Annotated in this window: 16 protein-coding genes and 1 tRNA gene; 13 read left to right on the forward strand and 4 right to left on the reverse strand. The window is 63.8% G+C overall.

Annotation, left to right across the window (positions count from 1 at the left end; all coding sequences use genetic code 11):
- Window positions 1-12: 12 nt before the first annotated feature.
- From AB4136_RS11140 to AB4136_RS11160, 5 genes are all read left to right on the forward strand, one after another.
- A complete protein-coding gene (locus AB4136_RS11140) occupies window positions 13-633 on the forward strand; it encodes a 2,3-bisphosphoglycerate-dependent phosphoglycerate mutase (RefSeq protein WP_024924334.1) in 621 nt (206 codons plus the stop codon).
- Window positions 634-738: 105 nt separating this feature from the next.
- A tRNA-Leu gene (locus AB4136_RS11145) sits at window positions 739-823 on the forward strand.
- A gap of 475 nt (window positions 824-1,298) precedes the next feature.
- Window positions 1,299-1,661, forward strand: a complete 363-nt coding sequence (locus tag AB4136_RS11150) for a septal ring lytic transglycosylase RlpA family protein (protein WP_036253366.1) — start codon at window positions 1,299-1,301, stop codon at window positions 1,659-1,661.
- 314 nt (window positions 1,662-1,975) lie between these two features.
- Window positions 1,976-3,253 carry a polyhydroxyalkanoate depolymerase gene (locus AB4136_RS11155; RefSeq protein ID WP_024924332.1) on the forward strand — a complete coding sequence of 426 codons (1,278 nt, stop codon included), beginning with the start codon at window positions 1,976-1,978 and terminating at the stop codon, window positions 3,251-3,253.
- A 249-nt stretch (window positions 3,254-3,502) separates the two neighbouring features.
- Window positions 3,503-4,126, forward strand: a complete 624-nt coding sequence (locus AB4136_RS11160; protein ID WP_024924331.1) for a transglutaminase-like cysteine peptidase — start codon at window positions 3,503-3,505, stop codon at window positions 4,124-4,126.
- A 187-nt stretch (window positions 4,127-4,313) separates the two neighbouring features.
- Here the strand turns inward: AB4136_RS11160 and AB4136_RS11165 are convergent, their stop codons facing one another.
- From AB4136_RS11165 to gshB, 3 genes are all read right to left on the reverse strand, one after another.
- The gene (locus AB4136_RS11165) at window positions 4,314-5,846 is read right to left on the reverse strand and encodes a YifB family Mg chelatase-like AAA ATPase (protein WP_024924330.1); all 1,533 of its coding nucleotides are present in this window, start codon (window positions 5,844-5,846) and stop codon (window positions 4,314-4,316) included.
- Between the two features lie 172 nt (window positions 5,847-6,018).
- Window positions 6,019-6,429, reverse strand: coding sequence for a GFA family protein (locus tag AB4136_RS11170; protein WP_024924329.1), 411 nt, complete (start codon window positions 6,427-6,429; stop codon window positions 6,019-6,021).
- The gene (gshB, locus tag AB4136_RS11175) at window positions 6,426-7,364 is read right to left on the reverse strand and encodes a glutathione synthase (protein WP_024924328.1); all 939 of its coding nucleotides are present in this window, start codon (window positions 7,362-7,364) and stop codon (window positions 6,426-6,428) included. Before gshB ends, AB4136_RS11170 begins: the two co-directional genes overlap by 4 nt.
- Window positions 7,365-7,489: 125 nt before the next feature.
- Here gshB and AB4136_RS11180 point away from each other — a divergent pair, with 125 nt between their 5' ends.
- Both AB4136_RS11180 and AB4136_RS11185 read left to right on the forward strand, forming a co-directional pair.
- Window positions 7,490-8,788 (forward strand): glycosyltransferase family 2 protein, encoded by a 1,299-nt coding sequence (locus AB4136_RS11180; RefSeq protein ID WP_441931238.1) that lies wholly within the window; start codon window positions 7,490-7,492, stop codon window positions 8,786-8,788.
- 3 nt (window positions 8,789-8,791) lie between these two features.
- Window positions 8,792-9,196, forward strand: a complete 405-nt coding sequence (locus AB4136_RS11185; protein WP_024927533.1) for a GtrA family protein — start codon at window positions 8,792-8,794, stop codon at window positions 9,194-9,196.
- Here the strand turns inward: AB4136_RS11185 and AB4136_RS11190 are convergent.
- Window positions 9,148-9,834 (reverse strand): class I SAM-dependent methyltransferase, encoded by a 687-nt coding sequence (locus AB4136_RS11190; protein WP_024924326.1) that lies wholly within the window; start codon window positions 9,832-9,834, stop codon window positions 9,148-9,150. The genes AB4136_RS11185 and AB4136_RS11190 overlap by 49 nt on opposite strands.
- 99 nt (window positions 9,835-9,933) lie before the next feature.
- Between AB4136_RS11190 and AB4136_RS11195 the strand changes: the two genes are divergently transcribed.
- From AB4136_RS11195 to AB4136_RS11220, 6 genes are all read left to right on the forward strand, one after another.
- Entirely contained in the window at window positions 9,934-11,829 is a 1,896-nt protein-coding gene (locus AB4136_RS11195) for a hypothetical protein (RefSeq protein ID WP_024927809.1), read from the forward strand.
- Between the two features lie 122 nt (window positions 11,830-11,951).
- Window positions 11,952-13,301 (forward strand): putative bifunctional diguanylate cyclase/phosphodiesterase, encoded by a 1,350-nt coding sequence (locus tag AB4136_RS11200; RefSeq protein ID WP_065998124.1) that lies wholly within the window; start codon window positions 11,952-11,954, stop codon window positions 13,299-13,301.
- 206 nt (window positions 13,302-13,507) lie between these two features.
- The gene (locus tag AB4136_RS11205) at window positions 13,508-14,275 is read left to right on the forward strand and encodes an SDR family NAD(P)-dependent oxidoreductase (protein ID WP_024924323.1); all 768 of its coding nucleotides are present in this window, start codon (window positions 13,508-13,510) and stop codon (window positions 14,273-14,275) included.
- The gene (locus AB4136_RS11210; protein ID WP_024924322.1) at window positions 14,272-15,216 is read left to right on the forward strand and encodes a 2-dehydro-3-deoxygalactonokinase; all 945 of its coding nucleotides are present in this window, start codon (window positions 14,272-14,274) and stop codon (window positions 15,214-15,216) included. The genes AB4136_RS11205 and AB4136_RS11210 overlap by 4 nt, the downstream gene beginning before the upstream one ends.
- Window positions 15,213-15,851: a 2-dehydro-3-deoxy-6-phosphogalactonate aldolase gene (locus AB4136_RS11215; RefSeq protein ID WP_024924321.1), complete on the forward strand. Its 639-nt coding sequence runs from the start codon at window positions 15,213-15,215 to the stop codon at window positions 15,849-15,851. Before AB4136_RS11210 ends, AB4136_RS11215 begins: the two co-directional genes overlap by 4 nt.
- The gene (locus AB4136_RS11220) at window positions 15,851-16,723 is read left to right on the forward strand and encodes an SMP-30/gluconolactonase/LRE family protein (protein ID WP_024924320.1); all 873 of its coding nucleotides are present in this window, start codon (window positions 15,851-15,853) and stop codon (window positions 16,721-16,723) included. Before AB4136_RS11215 ends, AB4136_RS11220 begins: the two co-directional genes overlap by 1 nt.

The raw sequence follows: 16,723 nt of genomic DNA on the forward strand, positions 1-16,723 counted from the left end.
AAGGGATAAAATATGTCGCGAACCCTCGTGCTCGTGCGCCACGGCCAGAGCGAATGGAACCTGAAGAACCTGTTCACCGGCTGGCGCGATGTCGACCTGACCGAACAGGGGCACGCGGAAGCCAAGGCCGCCGGCGCCAAGCTCAAGGCGCGCGGGTTGAAATTCGATATCGCCTTCACCTCGGTGCTGAAGCGTGCGCAGAAGACCTGCCAGCACATTCTCGACGCCGTCGGCCAGAGCGATCTGGAGACGGTGCGCGACCAGGCGCTGAACGAACGCGATTACGGCGAACTGTCCGGCCTCAACAAGGACGATGCCCGTCAGAAATGGGGCGAGGACCAGGTCCATGTCTGGCGCCGTTCCTATGACGTGCCGCCGCCCGGCGGCGAAAGCCTGAAGGACACCGGCGCGCGCGTCTGGCCCTATTACCTGCACACGCTGCAGCCGCATGTGCTGTCCGGCGGCACTGTGCTGGTGGCGGCCCACGGCAATTCGCTGCGCGCGCTGATCATGGCGCTGGACGGCCTGACGGGCGATGAAATCGTCAAGCTGGAGCTCGGCACCGGCGTGCCGGTCATCTACACGCTGAACGCCGATTCGACGGTCGCCTCGAAGGAAGTTCTCGCCGGTTGAAGCATTTTGCCGGCGCTCGCCCGCGGCTTTTGCGCCCGCCCGTCGCCTTGCTTGAAAAAAGCGCGTTGACAGGGTCGGTTCGCCCGCTTACATGAGCGCCCACCAGCCCAGATGGCGGAATTGGTAGACGCGCACGGTTCAGGTCCGTGTGCCGCGAGGCGTGGAGGTTCGAGTCCTCTTCTGGGCACCAGTTTTCCGCAGCCGACCCGGTAACGGATCGGCGAGCACCAAAAAGCCCGGCATTGCCGGGCTTTTTTGTTTTTGGACGTCACGCCCGCCGGTTCTCCCCGCAATGCAGGTTCGGTGACGCCTTGCGGCCGCGCCAGATCAATTTTCCAGGGCATGGAATATCGTTGGCCACCGGGTGATGGCAGCCGATCCGTTTGCAATCTCACCGACGGGTGCTGCGTGGCTGGATGAGATCATTTGAATATTTCCATCTATTCTACTTGGAGATCAGATCATCGCGGGCTAGGACGATCCTGTCCTGGAGCTCGTTGATTCGTTCGATGATCCTGCGAATTTGTCGGACAATATTCTGACAGACTGTTTCCAGGTGAATCAAAACGTGTGCCGTTGCCACGCTTTCGCCAGAAACTGGCCGGATTTGCCGCCGCATTTGTCCTTAACGCCCCGTTATCTGTTAACGGAGCCGTTCCCTCGGAATGACAATCAACAAGAAGAAGGCCGCGTTTGTTGCGGTCACCGTCGCAGTCGGCCTTGCCGCCGGCGCGTCCGCCTCCTCCGCCGCCACCCAGTGCGGCCGTGCTTCCTGGTATGCCCTTCACTCCAAGACCGCATCCGGCGAGCGCATGAACCCCTCCGCCCTGACCGCTGCGCATCGCAGCCTGCCCTTCGGCACGCGGATCAAGGTCACCAACAAAAACAACGGCAAAAGCGTCGTGGTGCGCATCAACGACCGTGGCCCCTTCATCAAGGGCCGCATGCTCGACCTGTCGCGCGGCGCCGCGAGCCAGCTCGGTTTCGTCAGCTCGGGCCAGGCCCCGGTCTGCGTGGCCAGGGTATAGTCGGCCACAAACCGGACCTGGAACCTGAGAAAGCGCCGCGCGAGCGGCGCTTTTTCTTTGTCTGGCCTGTTCGGCCTTGAGCGCGACCGGCTCTGGCAGCTGGCCGCCGAGGGCGCCGTCTTCGCGCTTGCACCCATAGCCGGCTGGCGCGCTAGCCCTACCTTTTCCAAGGCTTTGGCCTAAAGTATGGGGATAACTCACGTTACGTGATCTATTGCGTCGCAACAATTTGTTGTTAACTTCGTTGCGACACAGTGAAAGCTCGACGCCGCTCGTCGTCCTTTTTTCGGTTTCTGGGGCAGCGGAGATCCTGGATGTTTTATCAGCTCTACGAGATGAACCATGCGGCCTTGCAGCCGGCGCGCGCCTATGCCGAGGCGGTGCGGGTTCTCTACAGCAATCCGCTGAACCCGTTCTCGCACACGCCGTGGGGCCGTTCGGTCGCCGCGACGGCGGAATTGTTCGAGCGCACCACGCGTCGTTATGGCAAACCGGCCTTCGGTCTCGACAAGACCGTGGTCGATTGGAAACCGGTCGCAGTCACCGAGCGGACCGTCTGGTCGAAGCCGTTCTGCAATCTCATCCAGTTCAAGCGCGAGGTTCCGGCCGGACGCCGGGCCGACCCGAAGCTTTTGATCGTGGCGCCGATGTCGGGCCACTACGCGACGCTGCTGCGCGGCACGGTCGAGGCGATGCTGCCTTACGCGGACGTGCACATCACCGACTGGGTCGATGCCCGCATGGTGCCGGTTTCGGCCGGCCGCTTCGATCTCGACGACTATATCGACTACATCGTCGAGATGCTGCACGCGCTGGGGCCAGACACGCATGTGATGGCGGTTTGCCAGCCTTCCGTGCCGGTATTGGCGGCGGTGGCGCTGATGGAGGCGCGCGGCGACAGCTTCGTGCCGGCCACCATGACGCTGATGGGCGGGCCGATCGACACGCGCCGCAACCCGACCGCGGTCAACCTCCTGGCCGAGGAAAAGGGCATCGACTGGTTCCGCGACAACGTCGTCATGCAGGCGCCCTGGCCGGTTCCGGGCTTCGGTCGCGACGTCTATCCGGGGTTCCTGCAGCTGTCCGGCTTCATGAGCATGAACCTTGACCGGCACATCATCGCCCACAAGGACTTCTTCATGCATCTGGTGAAGAACGACGGCGACAATGCCGAGAAGCACCGCGACTTCTACGACGAATATCTGGCGGTGATGGACCTGACCGCCGAATTCTACCTGCAGACGGTGGAAACGGTGTTCGTGCGCCACGCTCTGCCCAAGGGCGAGATGAAGCATCGCGGCACGCGGGTCGATCCCGCGGCCATCCGCAATGTCGCGCTGTTCACGGTCGAGGGCGAGAACGACGACATTTCCGGCATCGGCCAGACCGAGGCCGCGCAGGGCCTGTGCGTCAACATTCCAGCCGACATGAAAGTGCATTACATGCAGCCGGCGGTCGGCCATTACGGCGTCTTCAACGGCTCGCGCTTCCGCGCCGAGATCGTGCCGCGCATCGTCGACTTCATCACCAGCTATGGCCGCACCAACAAGGTGGCGGTGAAGCGCAAGACCGTTCGCGCCGCCCAGGCCTAGAACTGGCGCGGCGCCATCGGCGCGATGGTGCCGTGAGCGGCGGCCGTCGGCGGGGCGCGTCAGCCCCTTCAATCGCATGGTCCGTATCGCCGGCCCGACGGGATGTCGCGGCTGTGGACGGGTGTTGCACAATCACCGCTGTCGCCTGGATGCAATTAACCCTCGACGTGAATCCGTCCTTCGGGTGAATTGACACGCCATGTAAATCGCCTTTAACGTTTTGTTAAGAACAGGGGCGAGCGGGGGACAATGAACTCCTCACCGGCGGCACACGGCTTGCGTTTCTTCGCGGCGGCGGCGATTGGGCTGACCGTGGCGACGTGGTTCACGCTGCCGGCGGCGGCGGCCAGCGTCATGGCGACGGGCGGACCGACCTCGCAGCCGATCGGCCACTACGATTTCTGCAAGACCCGCCCCGCCGAATGTTCGGTGCGCCCGAAAGACCTTGCGCCGGCGCGCCTCACCGCGGGACTGTGGGGCAAGCTCACCAGCGTCACCGCTTCGGTCAACGCGGCGGTCAAGCCGATGAGCGATCTCGAAATCTACGGCAAGGACGAAGTCTGGGCCTATCCCGACAAGGGTGTCGGCGACTGCGAGGACTATGTGCTGGAAAAGCGCCGCCGGCTGGCGAGGCTCGGCGTTTCCCTGTCGGACCTGCTCATCACCGTGGTGCGCAAGCCCGACGGCGAGGGCCATGCCGTACTGACGGTGCGCACCGACAAGGGCGATTTCGTGCTCGACAACCTGACCGACAAGGTCAAGTCATGGGACCAGACCGGCTATCGCTATCTGAAACGCCAGGCCATCGACAACACCGGCCGCTGGGTTTCCATCCGCGATGGCCAACAGGTTCTGGTCGGCGCGGTCCAGTAAATTTCGAGTTTCCCAGAATGAAGGCGATCGCGGCAGCGACCTTGGGTGCTGCTGCGCGCTGGCCTTCGCGCAGGCTGCACAGCGGCTCTGGCGCGCGATGGGTGGCTCTCATGGGCCTATTCGATTTGCTGCCGGCCGATTCGTCTGAAATCGCCCAAACATCGTCCTGGCTGGCCCGGTTTCCAGCCTACGCCGCCTGCGACAGCCGCTCCGACGCCATGCGATAGGAGATCGCCTCGGCCAGATGAATGCGGCTGACCGTCTCGCAGTCGTCGAGATCGGCCAGCGTGCGGGCAACCTTCAGCACACGATGATAGGCGCGCGCCGAAAAGCCGAGCTTCTCGCTGGCCTCGCCAAGCAGCGCCATGCCATTGGCATCGGGCCTAGCGATGTCCTCGATGACGCCGGGCGCGCAATGGGCATTGAGTGTCTCGCCGGCGAGACCGCGCGCCTCGAAGCGCAGCCGCTGGATCTGGCGGGCACGGCTGACCCGCCCGGCGACGATCGCGCTCGGTTCCGTCCGCGCCGGTTTGATCAGGTCGCTGGCCGAAACCGCCGGCACGTCGACCTTGAGATCGATACGGTCGAGCAGCGGCCCGGAGATGCGGGCCTGGTAGTCGATGCGGCAACGGTCGCCGCGCAGGCAACGATAGCCGGGCTCGCCGGCCATGCCGCATCGGCACGGATTCATCGCGGCAACCAACTGGATGCGCGCCGGATAGGTAACCCGATGGTTGGCGCGCGCGATCATGCAGTCTCCGCTTTCCAGCGGCTGGCGCAGCGCATCCAGCGTCTGCGGCGAGAATTCGGGAAACTCATCGAGGAACAGCACACCGTGATGGGCAAGCGAGACCTCGCCCGGACGGGCCCGCAGCCCGCCGCCGACCATGGCAGCCATGGAGGCGGAATGATGCGGCGCCCGGAACGGCCGCCTGTCGGTCAATTTGCCTTCGGCCAGCTCGCCGGCGACCGAGGCGATCATCGACACTTCCAGAAGTTCCTTCGGCGCCAGCGGCGGCAGGATGGACGGCAGGCGCTGGGCCAGCATGGATTTGCCGGATCCGGGCGGTCCAACCATCAAGAGATTGTGCCCGCCGGCGGCGGCAACCTCCAGCGCCCGCTTGGCGCTTTCCTGCCCCTTGATGTCGGCGAGATCGGGCAGGTCGCGGGCGCCGTGGTGCACGCCGGGTTCCGGCCGCGACAGAACCTGCGTGCCGCGGAAATGATTGGCCATGGCGATCAGGCTGCGCGGCGCCAAAATGTCGATATCGGGCCCGGCCCACGCCGCCTCCGGGCCGCAGGCATGGGGGCAGATCAGCCCGCGCCCTTCGGCATTGGCGCCGATCGCCGCCGGCAGCGCGCCGGCCACCGCCGCGATCGTGCCGTCCAGCGAAAGCTCGCCCAGTACGACATAGGCCGCCAGCATATCGCCGGGGATGGCGCCAAGCGCCGCCATCAGGCCAAGCGCGATCGGCAAATCGTAATGGCTGCCTTCCTTGGGCAGGTCCGCCGGTGCGAGATTGACCGTCACCTTGCGCGCCGGCATCGACAGTCCGGAGGCGTGAAGGGCCGCCTGCACCCGCTCGCGGCTTTCGGCGACCGCCTTGTCCGGCAGGCCGACGATCTGCATGCCGACCTTGCCGGGCGCGACCATCACCTGCACATCGACAGGCACGGCCTCGATGCCCTGGAATGCAACCGTACGGACCCGCGAAACCATGCTGCCCCCGAAGCAGTGGCCGCCCATGTCCGGGCGATCAAGTCTGGCTAACGGCCGAAGACAAGCATGGATTATCGATCAAAGCAAGAACAATAAGGGAACATCGTCGCGCCCAGGCTGTAGGCCGGGTTGTATGCGGTTGAATCGGGCGGAACATCGCCAACTCCACCGCTTAGAGGTGCCGGGTCTCCGCGGGCGTCGAACCCCAGTCGTCGTTGCGGCCGTCGCGATAGGTCACGGGGGCAGCCATCAGTTCGTCGATGTCGACGCCATCCAGGCAGGCGACATTGATATTGAAATAGGTGGCGCCGGTCATGTTGGGTGTGTCCACCCGCTCGAAGCCCCGCACGCCGCAATGTTTGCAGAAGAAGTGGTGCGCGACGTCGTTCTTGCCCTGGTAGTCGGTCAGCTCGCTTTCGCCGGCGACAAGGCGGAATGTTTCCGCGCGCGCCTCCACGGACCACAGCCGCATCTTGGTGCAGATCGTGCAGTTGCATTTCCCCGTACCGGCAGCGATGTCGACATCCGCCTCGAAGCGGACGGCGCCGCAATGGCAACTGCCGGTATAGGTCTTCAGGGTCACCGCTTCGCCTCCACCGCGTCCCAGAACAGGGCGGCGATGTCGGCGCCGCCAAAACGCTTCACCTCGCGGATGCCGGTCGGCGAGGTGACGTTGATCTCAGTCATGTAGTCGCCGATCACGTCGATGCCGACAAGGATAAAACCGCGTTCCCTCAGCGCCGGGCCGATGCGGGCGCAGATCTCGCGTTCGCGTGCCGTCAGTTCGGTCTTCTCGGCGCGGCCTCCGACATGCATGTTGGAGCGCGATTCCGTGTCCGACGGCACCCGGTTGATGGCGCCGACAGGCTCGCCATCGATCAGGATGATACGCTTGTCGCCCTTGCGCACGTCCTTCAGGTAGCGCTGGACGATATAGGGTTCGCGGAACAGCTGGCCGAACATTTCCAACAGCGAGCCGAGATTGCGGTCGGCCTCGTGCAGGTGGAAGATGCCGGCGCCGCCATTGCCGTAGAGCGGCTTGACGATGATGTCGCCGAACTCCTTGCGGAAGGCGGCAACCTCCTGCGGATCCTTGGTGATCAGCGTTTCCGGCATCAGGTCGGCGAATTCGGTGACGAAGATCTTCTCCGGGCTGTTGCGCACCCAGGCCGGGTCGTTGACCACCAGCGTCTTCGGATGGATGCGCTCCAGAATGTGCGTGGTGGTGATGTAGTTCATGTCGAAGGGCGGGTCCTGGCGCAGCAGGATCACGTCCATTTCCGACAGGTCGGTGCGCACTGGCGCGCCAAGGGTGAAATGGTCGCCCTTCACATCGCGCACCTGCATTTCCTCGATGCGGGCGAACACCTTGCCGTCGCGCATGGAAAGCCGGTCCGGCGTGTAGTGGAAGAGCTGGTGGCCGCGCCGCTGCGCTTCCAGCGACAGCGCGAACGACGTGTCGCCGGCGATGTTCACGGTCGAGACATGGTCCATCTGGACGGCGACTTTGAGGGGCATGGAGGGTCTCCGGTGAGCGCGATATTTCCAGGTGGCGATGATGTAGCGCCTGGCATTCGTGCTGCCAATCCACCAGTCGAATCTTCTAGCGACCGGGAGTTGTGTTTCAGCGAAATCTTAAGGCTTTGCTGCCCATAGTCCCCGCTGCTTGGGTTGATGGGAGGGATGCGTTGGGCGCGCTCGCTAAGAAGTTCGACAAGGCGGTTACAGCTCCTACCATCGAGCCGACGCCGGACGTCCTGGAACTGACTATCCTCATGCCTTGCCTCAACGAGGCCGAGACCATCGCAACTTGTATCTTGAAGGCAAAGAGCTTTCTGGGCCGCTCAGGAATATCGGGCGAAGTGTTGATCGCAGACAATGGCAGCACGGACGGTTCCCAGCATATTGCTACGACCTTTGGGGCACGTGTCGTGCCAGTCACCGAAAAAGGGTATGGCGCGGCTTTGCAAGGCGGCATCGCCGCTGCTCGAGGCCGCTTCATCATCATGGGTGATGCCGACGATTCCTACGACTTCGAGCAGCTCGACGCGTTCATCGAGCGCTTGCGCGGTGGCGCTGACCTTGTCATGGGCAACCGTTTTAAGGGTGGCATCGAGCCTGGAGCGATGCCAATGCTGCATCGATATCTGGGCAATCCCGTCCTGTCGTTCTTGGGCAGGCTGTTTTTTAGCATCAGGACGAACGATTTTCATTGCGGCCTGCGTGGTTTCAAAGCCGAGCGAATCCGCACATTGAACCTGCAGACTACAGGTATGGAATTCGCCTCCGAGATGGTGGTGCGCAGCGCGCTCGCCGGATTTGTTATCGACGAAGTGCCCACGACCTTGAAACCGGACGGTCGCAGCCGCCCCCCACACCTCAAGACGTGGCGCGACGGTTGGCGCCATCTGAAATTCCTCCTGATGTACAATCCGCGCTGGCTGTTCTTCATACCGGGTGCGGCGTTGTGCGGCATCGGCACGCTATTTGGAGCATTGCTGGTGTTCGGGCCGCTAAGGGTAATCGACAATCTCTCTCTCGACCTCAACACCTTCGTCGCGGCTTGCTTCATGGTCGTTGCCGGCATGCAGCTCATCACCTTCGGAGCGATCTCGCGCACCTACGCCGAAAACATGGGCATCCTGCCATCCAATCGCCGCTCCGGCTGGCTTAGCCACACCATTACCGTCGACCGGCTCGCGGCCAATGCAGGCATTTGCTTTGCGGCAGGCCTGGGCTTCTTAGGCTACGCGGTATTTCGCTGGGCAAGCCTCGATTTCGGGCCACTGAACGATTCCGAACTTCCCCGCATCGTCGTCCTCGGCCTTACCCTCATCGTTATTTCGTTTCAGGCGTTTTTCTCGGCATTTCTGCTCGGCGTGCTGGAGATTCCGCTGAAACAGCGAAAGGCTGACGGCGACATCTCCGTCGGCAGCCCGTAGACGATGGTCATAACGGCGCAGAACTTCCTTCGCAGTCGCCTGACGCGCTTCGTCATCGTCGGCGCAGGTGCCAATCTCCTGCTATTCGCGCTGACCTATATTCTGCTGCGGTGCGGCGTGCCTGCGCTTCTCGCAGGCGCAGCGGGATATGCGGCAGCCTTCGGAGCAGCCTATCTCGCGCAGCGGGACTGGACCTTCGGAGGCATGCATCGCGACAATTCGCCGTTGCCGCGCTATGCTATGGCACAACTCGCTTGCGCTGCTACATCGAGCCTGGTCGGGCATATCTGCACCAGCCGCCTGGCCATGGCGCCATCGGCAGCGTCGCTGACCGTTACGATCACCGCAGCCTTCATGAGTTACGTCGTGACCTCGCGATGGGTCTTCGTGTCTGAAGACAGACACTGAGCGCCTCGCTTTCGCAGCCCAGCAATAAAGTGCAGATTCCGGTCGCAGACGAGGCTGGCCGGCAAGGGATAGAGCGAGAGGTTCTCGCGCCAGTTTCGAACTTCGATGCCCGCACCGCGGAATGCCACGCCCCATTCGGCCCGGCTCAGATAATTGTAAGGCAGGCGAACATCGTGCCCCTTATTGCCGACCCAATCCATGACGCGCAGGGTCGTGTATGCGGCGAAGCCTTCGCGCAGGTGATCCTTGATCACCACTCCCTCGCGCGCCACCCGGACAGCTTCGGCGAGGAGCCGGGCTGGATGGTCGGTATGATGCAGCACGTCGACAATGGTGACCCAGTCGAAGGAACCGTCGCCCGCCGGGATCGTCTCGCCGTCAAAGCGTTCGACCGGGATATGCGTGTGTGGCCGCAGCATGACGTCGATGCCGCGAAAGGTCAGTCCCGGCTTGATGTCCATGATCGCACGCGCGATCGACCCGTCGCCGCAGCCGAGGTCGAGAACGCTGCCCGTGGCGCTCATTTCTTCCGCCAGACACGTTGAGAGGACCCGAACGCGGCGCCGGAACACCGCCCGGTCATGGATTGTGTTGAGAACCCTCTTCTCCGCCGTCTTCAAAAAGCTCACCTGGGACATCTGACCTTCCGTGACGATGCCCGCGCCTCTCGATCGCGCGGTCGTCCCAAGCTATCCTCAATGGGTTAAGACGAGGTTCGTCCGAATCCGCGCCGCCCAATGCAGGGCTGGAACGCTGTTTTACAGTTTGTTGAAGGCTGCCTGCTTAGACTGCCGCTTCTGGCTGCTGCATCGATCGCGAACATGAAAACACAGGCTAATCCCGCCAACGAGTTCCTGAAGCCTTGGCCGTTACACGGCTGGCGAAGCGACCTCGCCTTCGCGGCAGGTGCCGCGATGTTGCTTGTGGCGATCGAGGCGTGCATCGGATTTCCAACCCTCACCAATGCCGGGGGAGACAACGACAGCCAGATGCGGTTGGTCGAAGTGCGGGATCTCCTCAGCGGACAAGGCTGGTTCGACCTGCACCAGTACCGTATGGGGCCGCAGGGTGGTTTTATCATGCACTGGTCGCGGTTGGTGGATGCACCCTTGGCCGCGCTGATCACGACAGCCCACGCGCTCGGCCTATCCATGCCTGCGGCGGAGACTTTTGCGAAAATCGTCTGGCCAACGTTGATGTGCTGGTGGACGGTCTTCTTCATTGTTCAGGCGGCGCGCCAGTACGGTGGAAATGCGGCGGGCGTGCCGGCACTCGTCATCGCGGCGGCAGGGCCTTTCTTTATCGGCCTCTATCAACCCGGCAACATCGATCACCACAACGTACAGCTTATGCTCGTCGCGGCGAGCCTTTACTTCTTGCTGAACGCACCACATTGGCGGCCGGCGGCCACCCTGTCAGGAGTATGCGCGGGCCTAACACTCGCCGTCGGCATGGAGACCGCCCCGCTGGTCGTGGTGACCGGCCTCGGCGTGGCGGCGCTGTTCTTCATGCATGGTGAGCGGGAGGCGCGCACCGCCTTTGGCTTTGGGCTAGGCTTCGCCGGCGTCTCGTCCGTTATCTTTGTCACCACCATCGCGCCATCCAACTGGAACGTTGCGACCTGCGACGGCTTTTCTGTCATACAGTTCGTGCTCGCAGCCCTTGCCGGCTTCGGTCTTGCGGCCACCGCTTCCGTCGGCAGCGTTCGCGCCAGCCGGTCATACAGATTGGTCGCGCTTCTCCTGCTGGGGATCGTGGTAGTCACGGTTGTCGCTGTCTTTTTCCCGCAATGCCTGCGCAGCCCCTATGCCGGTCTCGATCCCCGCCTGCATACATTGTGGCTGGATAAAATATCCGAGGTGCAGTCGCTGTTCCAACTCGCGACCGACAACCGCGCGATGTTGTTCGGTGCCTATGCTACGCCGCTGATTGCGCTCGCGCTTGTGCTGCGTCGCCTGTTGCGCGGCGACCGGCGACGAGAGGTCTTCGTCGTCGGCGTGCTTCTCCTGACCGCCTTGACGATCAGCGTCTGGCAGGTGCGGGGTACAAATTTCACGATCGCGCTTGCCGCCATCCCGCTGGCAGCCTGGGTGGCAAGCTGGCGCGAATACGCGACGAACTTCCCTTCGGCAAAAACAACGCTGGCGTCCGTCGCGGTCTGGCTGGTTTCACTGAACGCCGTCTGGAGCGTCAGCGCCTCGACGATTTCGGTAATCGCCGAAAGCGAAACGAGCCCGGTCGCCGGTCAAAGCTGCGAGACGCCCGGCGATTATCTCGCTCTGGCGGCGCAACCGGCCACGACTGTTATGGCCATATCCAATCTCGGCTCTCTGATACTTGCCAATACAGGGCAGCGCGTGCTGGCCGGCCCCTATCATCGCAATGGCGAGGGCAACCTCCTCGTTCTGGACGCATTCACCGGCACATCGACGGCCGCTGAAGCGGTCGTACGCGGCCAGCATATCGGGCTGGTTGCCTTGTGTCGTGGCAATTCCGAGACTCGTTTTCTCGCGGGTCAAAGCCCCGACGGGTTCCTCGCAGCGCTCATCAAGGGCCAGGTACCGTCCTGGCTGGAGCCTGTTGCCGGCACCGAGGGCAAGGCCCTTGAACTGTATCGCGTCAGAACCGGCTAACGGTTTATCGCGCCGGATAATTTTTCATCGCTCGGGAAGCGCCGGCTTATATTCGAGATACCTTTCTTAAACGGTTTGATGTCAGTCTCATAAGAAATACCAGAATAAGAACAGGGACGCCGATGCAAACCTCGTTTGGCACCGGGCAGACGAACAGGGAGAATACGGATCTGGCTTTCACAGATCCGTTGACTGGCCTCGGCAATCACCGCCGCTTCTTCGACAAGGTCGAACGCCTCATTTCCGATCGCTCGGACGACCCGGCACCCTTTGCCGTCGGCATTCTGGACCTCGATGGCTTCAAGCCGATCAACGATCTGTTCGGCCACAAGGCCGGCGACGACATCCTGATCCAGGTGGCGATGCGCCTGCGCGCCTCGATGGACAGCTATTCCACCGTCTGCCGCATCGGCGCCGACGAGTTCGCCTTCCTTTATCCGATGGTGTTCAGCGAGGAGGCGGCGACCGAAAAGGCGCGCATGCTGATCGAAATCCTGTCGGCGCCCTATGACGTCGGCGAACGCACCGCCAGGCTGTCGGCATCGACCGGCTGCTCGCTGTTTTATTCCGGCGACGAGACCACCGAGATCCTGCTCAACAAGGCGGAGACGGCGCTTTATCACGCCAAGCGCTCTGGCCGTGGCCAGGTCGTCGTCTACACACGCGAGATGGAAGAAGCGGCCAAGCGCGTCACCCGCATCGAACAGGCGCTGCGCCGGGCGGTTTCGGCCGGCGAGGTCGAGCCGCATTTCCAGCCGATCGTCGATCTGGCCACCCGTCGCACCATCGGCTTCGAGGCACTGGCGCGCTGGTCGGACCCGGATTTGGGCCCGGTATCGCCGGCCGTCTTCATTCCGATCGCCGAGGAGCGCGGCATCATCGGGCCGCTGTCCCAGCTTGTTCTGCGCAAGGCCACGGAAGCGGCGCGCGGCTGGCCGGCGGATTTGTTCCTGTCCTTCAACCTGTCGCCGTCCCAGCTGGTCGACCAGAACACCGGGCTGCACATCCTGTCGATCCTCGAGCGCACCGGCTTCGACCCGCGCCGACTGGAAATCGAGATCACCGAAACCGGCCTGATGAACGACCCGGTCTCGGCCGAAAAGATCGTCGAGGATTTGCGGCGGGTCGGCATCCGCGTTTCGCTGGACGATTTCGGCACCGGCCAGTCTTCGCTCGGCCGCTTGCGCGAGTTCAACTTCGACAAGCTGAAGATCGACCGGGCCTTCGTGTCGTCTATCCTCGACGACCGTCCGTCGGAACATATCATCCGCGCCATTCTCGCCATGTGCGAGGGCCTTGGCATGGATGTCGTGGCCGAAGGCATCGAGGAGGAGGCGCAGGCCGACCGTCTCGCGCAGTTCGGTTGCGCTGGTGGCCAGGGATATCTGTTCGGCAAACCGGCCAATGCCGATGCTACGCTGGGCTATCTGCGCGATTCCTTCCGCGGCGCGCTGCGCGCCAAGGCGGTCTAACCCGCTCCAGGGGCAAACCCGCCGCCGCGTTTCGGCCCAATTCCTTCCCCGTTTCTCCTTTTGTCAGACAAAATGAAGCGGCGCGCATTTTCACGCTTGCCCGTGGCAGGCCGCTGGCTAGGATGCGGCGCCGTCAGGCCAGAGCGCCGCGTGTCCATTCCGACACGAAGGACGCTCCAGCACTATGCGTTGCGGAGGAAGTCGTCATGATGCCATCGGCGCGGTTTGCCGATCTGGAAGGTGCGTCGGTGCTGATCACCGGCGGCGGTACAGGCATCGGTGCCAGGCTGACGGAGGGTTTCGCACGCCAGGGTGCCAGGGTTGCCTTCATCGACATCGCCGAAGCGCCGAGCCGGCTGCTTTGCGAGGCGCTTGCCCGGGAAGCCGCTCATGCGCCGCTTTTCCTCAAGGCGGACCTGCGCGACATCGAAGCCTTGCGCGGCGCCGTTCAAGCGGCGGCTCAGGCGCATGGGCCGATCACCGTTCTGGTCAACAACGCCGCCAACGATATCCGCCACGATGCGGAGACGGTGACACCGAGCGAATGGGACGACAATCTGTCGATCAACCTTCGCCCGCATTTCTTCACCGCCCAGGCGGTGGTGCCCGGCATGCAGAAGGCCGGACGTGGCGCCATCGTCAATTTCACCTCGACGTCCTTCATGCTGAACATGGGCGACATGCCGGCCTATACGGCCGCCAAGGCCGGCATCATCGGCCTCACCAAGGGGCTCGCCGGCCGCTACGGCAAGGACGGCATTCGCGTCAACGCCATCGCGCCGGGCTGGGTCATCACCGAGCGCCAGCGTCAGCTTTGGGTCAGCGGCGATAAGCTGGAAGCCCACATCGCCCGCCAGGCGATCCCGCGCGAAATGGGGCCGGACGACATGGTCGGGCCATGCCTCTTCCTTGCTTCCGACGCATCGGCGATGCTGACCGCCCAGACGCTAATCGTCGACGGAGGTCTGCTATGAACGCGTCGCCTGCGATTGCCGCAATCGACTGGGGTACGACCAGGCTGCGTGCCTGGCTGCTCGACGGCGCCGGCCGGGTTTTGGCCGAACAGCGCGGCGACGACGGGCTGATCACCGCGCGTGAGGCCGGCTTCTCGGCCGTTCTCGAACGGCATCTGGCGGCCATGCGGGCCCCGGCGACCTTGCCCGTCGTCATTTGCGGCATGGCGGGTTCGCGCCAGGGCTGGATCGAGGCGCCCTATGTCGATGTGCCGGCCCCGATCGACGCCATCCTGCGGGGCGCCATCCGCGTGCCGGGAACGACGCGCGACATCCGCATCGTGCCGGGTCTCGCGCAGCGACTGGCCGACGCGCCGGACGTGATGCGCGGCGAAGAAACGCAATTGGCCGGAGCCGGCCTGCCGGCGACCGGCAGGCATGTCGTCTGCATGCCCGGCACCCATTCGAAATGGGTGGTCGTCGACAATGGCGCGGTCGCCGGTTTCGGTACCTGGCCGACGGGCGAATTGTTCTCCGTTCTGGCGACGCATTCCATCCTGCGCCATTCGCTGGGCGAACAACCTGCTCCGGTCATCCCGGACAACGCACAGTTCCACCGCTGGTGCAGGCAGGCGCTGGAGGAAGGTGGCGATGTCTCGTCGCGGCTGTTTGCCGTTCGCGCCGCCGGGCTGCTGCAGGACCTCAAGGCCGACGATGCCGCCGCCCGTCTGTCCGGTCTGCTGATCGGCGGCGAGATCGCTTCGGCCTTGCGCCGCTATCCGGTCGGCGACGCGCCGGTTGTGCTGGTCGGTTCGGGGGCGCTTGCCGCGCTCTACGGCGCGGCATTGGAGATGGCGGGGCTTGTCGTCAGACAGGTCGATGCCGACGTTGCCGTGCGTGCGGGCCTGTTCGCGGCGGCGCGCCAGAACGGCATGATTGCCGGCAAGGAACAGAGCGCATGAGCCAGACAGCCCCATTTCCGCAGTTGAAGCGCGGCCTTGTCGCCATATTGCGCGGCTTGAAGCCCAGCGAGGCGGTGGCCGTCGCCGGCGCGGTTTATCAGGCCGGCATCGAGGCGATCGAAGTGCCGCTGAATTCGCCGGACCCGTTCACCTCCATCGCTGCCATCGTCCAGGCATTGCCGAAAACCGCGCTGATCGGCGCCGGCACGGTGCTTACCTCTGCCGACGTCGATGCGTTGCAGGGCGCGGGCGGGCGGCTGCTGGTCAGCCCCAACATCGATGCCGAGGTGATGAAACGCGCCGCTCATCACCGCCTGGTCACCATGCCCGGCGTGCTCACCCCGACGGAGGCGTTCCTGGCCATTCGGCTCGGTGCGTCCGCGCTCAAGTTTTTCCCCGCGAGTGTCATTGGCCCCGGTGGCATCGCCGCCATGCGCGCCGTCCTGCCGGCCAGCACGCCGGTGGGCGCCGTCGGCGGTGTCTCGGAAAAGGATTTCGCCGGCTACAAGACGGCCGGCGTCACCGTCTTTGGCCTGGGGTCGAGCCTGTTCAAGCCGGGCATGACAGTGGCCGAGGTCGCGGCGCGGGCCGAGGCGGCGGTCGCTGCCTGGGATGCGGTTTTCGGAGAGAAATAATGGCTGGTATCGTCTCGGTTCTTTCGGAAACCATCTGCGAACTTGGCGAAGGGCCGAGCTACGACCCGGCGACGGGCTCGCTGTTCTGGTTCAACATCGTCCACGGCCAGTTGCTCGAGCGCGGCCGCAGCGGCGTCACCAAGGTGCATGAACTCGGCCAGATGGCGAGCGCCATCGCCATCATCGACGACAAGCGGCAATTGGTTTTCACCGAAACCGGGCTGCATGTGCGTGACGTTGCCACCGGCAAACTCACCCTGCACACGCCGGTCGAGGCCGACAATGCCGGCACCCGTTCCAACGACGCGCGGGTGCATCCGTGCGGGGCGTTCTGGGTGGGCACGATGAGCAAGACGCACGCGAAGAATGCGGGTGCCATCTACTGGTTCTTCAAGGGCGAGCTGCGCCGGCTTTTTGACGGCATCACCATACCGAATTCTATCGCCTTCAGCGAGGACGGCGCCGTTGCCTATTATGTCGACAGCGATGTCAAACTGTTGATGCGCGTCGATTGCGATCCGGCCACCGGCCTGCCGGTCGGCGAGCCGAAGCTGTTCGGCGATCATCGGCAGAGCCCGGGCGATGTCGACGGCTCGGTGGTCGACCGCGACGGCATCCTGTGGAATGCCTGCTGGGGCGCCAGCGCCGTCAATGCCTATGCGCCGGACGGCAAGCTGGTGCGCTCCATCCCGATGCCGGTGCTGCAGCCGTCCTGCCCGGCTTTTTTCGGCGCGGAAGCCGACCGGCTGGCTATCACCTCTGCCTGGGCCGACCAGGACGAGGCGACCCGCGCGGCCGACCCTCAGGGCGGCAAGACGTTCCTGATCGATTTTCCGGTGCGCGGCCGCTTCGAGCCACGCGTGGCGATCTGA

This window comes from Mesorhizobium sp. 2RAF21 (genome assembly GCF_052115345.1).
In the GTDB taxonomy this organism is placed as follows: Bacteria; Pseudomonadota; Alphaproteobacteria; order Rhizobiales; family Rhizobiaceae; genus Mesorhizobium; species Mesorhizobium terrae.

Excerpts from the sequence above, each read along its gene's own strand:
- AB4136_RS11140 (WP_024924334.1), top strand. The coding sequence starts at position 13 with ATGTCGCGAACCCTCGTGCTCGTGCGCCACGGCCAGAGCGAATGGAAC.
- AB4136_RS11150 (WP_036253366.1), top strand. The coding sequence starts at position 1,299 with ATGACAATCAACAAGAAGAAGGCCGCGTTTGTTGCGGTCACCGTCGCA.
- AB4136_RS11155 (WP_024924332.1), top strand. The coding sequence starts at position 1,976 with ATGTTTTATCAGCTCTACGAGATGAACCATGCGGCCTTGCAGCCGGCG.
- AB4136_RS11160 (WP_024924331.1), top strand. The coding sequence starts at position 3,503 with ATGAACTCCTCACCGGCGGCACACGGCTTGCGTTTCTTCGCGGCGGCG.
- AB4136_RS11165 (WP_024924330.1), bottom strand. The coding sequence starts at position 5,846 with ATGGTTTCGCGGGTCCGTACGGTTGCATTCCAGGGCATCGAGGCCGTG.
- gshB (WP_024924328.1), bottom strand. The coding sequence starts at position 7,364 with ATGCCCCTCAAAGTCGCCGTCCAGATGGACCATGTCTCGACCGTGAAC.
- AB4136_RS11185 (WP_024927533.1), top strand. The coding sequence starts at position 8,792 with ATGGTCATAACGGCGCAGAACTTCCTTCGCAGTCGCCTGACGCGCTTC.
- AB4136_RS11190 (WP_024924326.1), bottom strand. The coding sequence starts at position 9,834 with ATGTCCCAGGTGAGCTTTTTGAAGACGGCGGAGAAGAGGGTTCTCAAC.
- AB4136_RS11195 (WP_024927809.1), top strand. The coding sequence starts at position 9,934 with ATGCAGGGCTGGAACGCTGTTTTACAGTTTGTTGAAGGCTGCCTGCTT.
- AB4136_RS11200 (WP_065998124.1), top strand. The coding sequence starts at position 11,952 with ATGCAAACCTCGTTTGGCACCGGGCAGACGAACAGGGAGAATACGGAT.
- AB4136_RS11205 (WP_024924323.1), top strand. The coding sequence starts at position 13,508 with ATGATGCCATCGGCGCGGTTTGCCGATCTGGAAGGTGCGTCGGTGCTG.
- AB4136_RS11210 (WP_024924322.1), top strand. The coding sequence starts at position 14,272 with ATGAACGCGTCGCCTGCGATTGCCGCAATCGACTGGGGTACGACCAGG.
- AB4136_RS11215 (WP_024924321.1), top strand. The coding sequence starts at position 15,213 with ATGAGCCAGACAGCCCCATTTCCGCAGTTGAAGCGCGGCCTTGTCGCC.
- AB4136_RS11220 (WP_024924320.1), top strand. The coding sequence starts at position 15,851 with ATGGCTGGTATCGTCTCGGTTCTTTCGGAAACCATCTGCGAACTTGGC.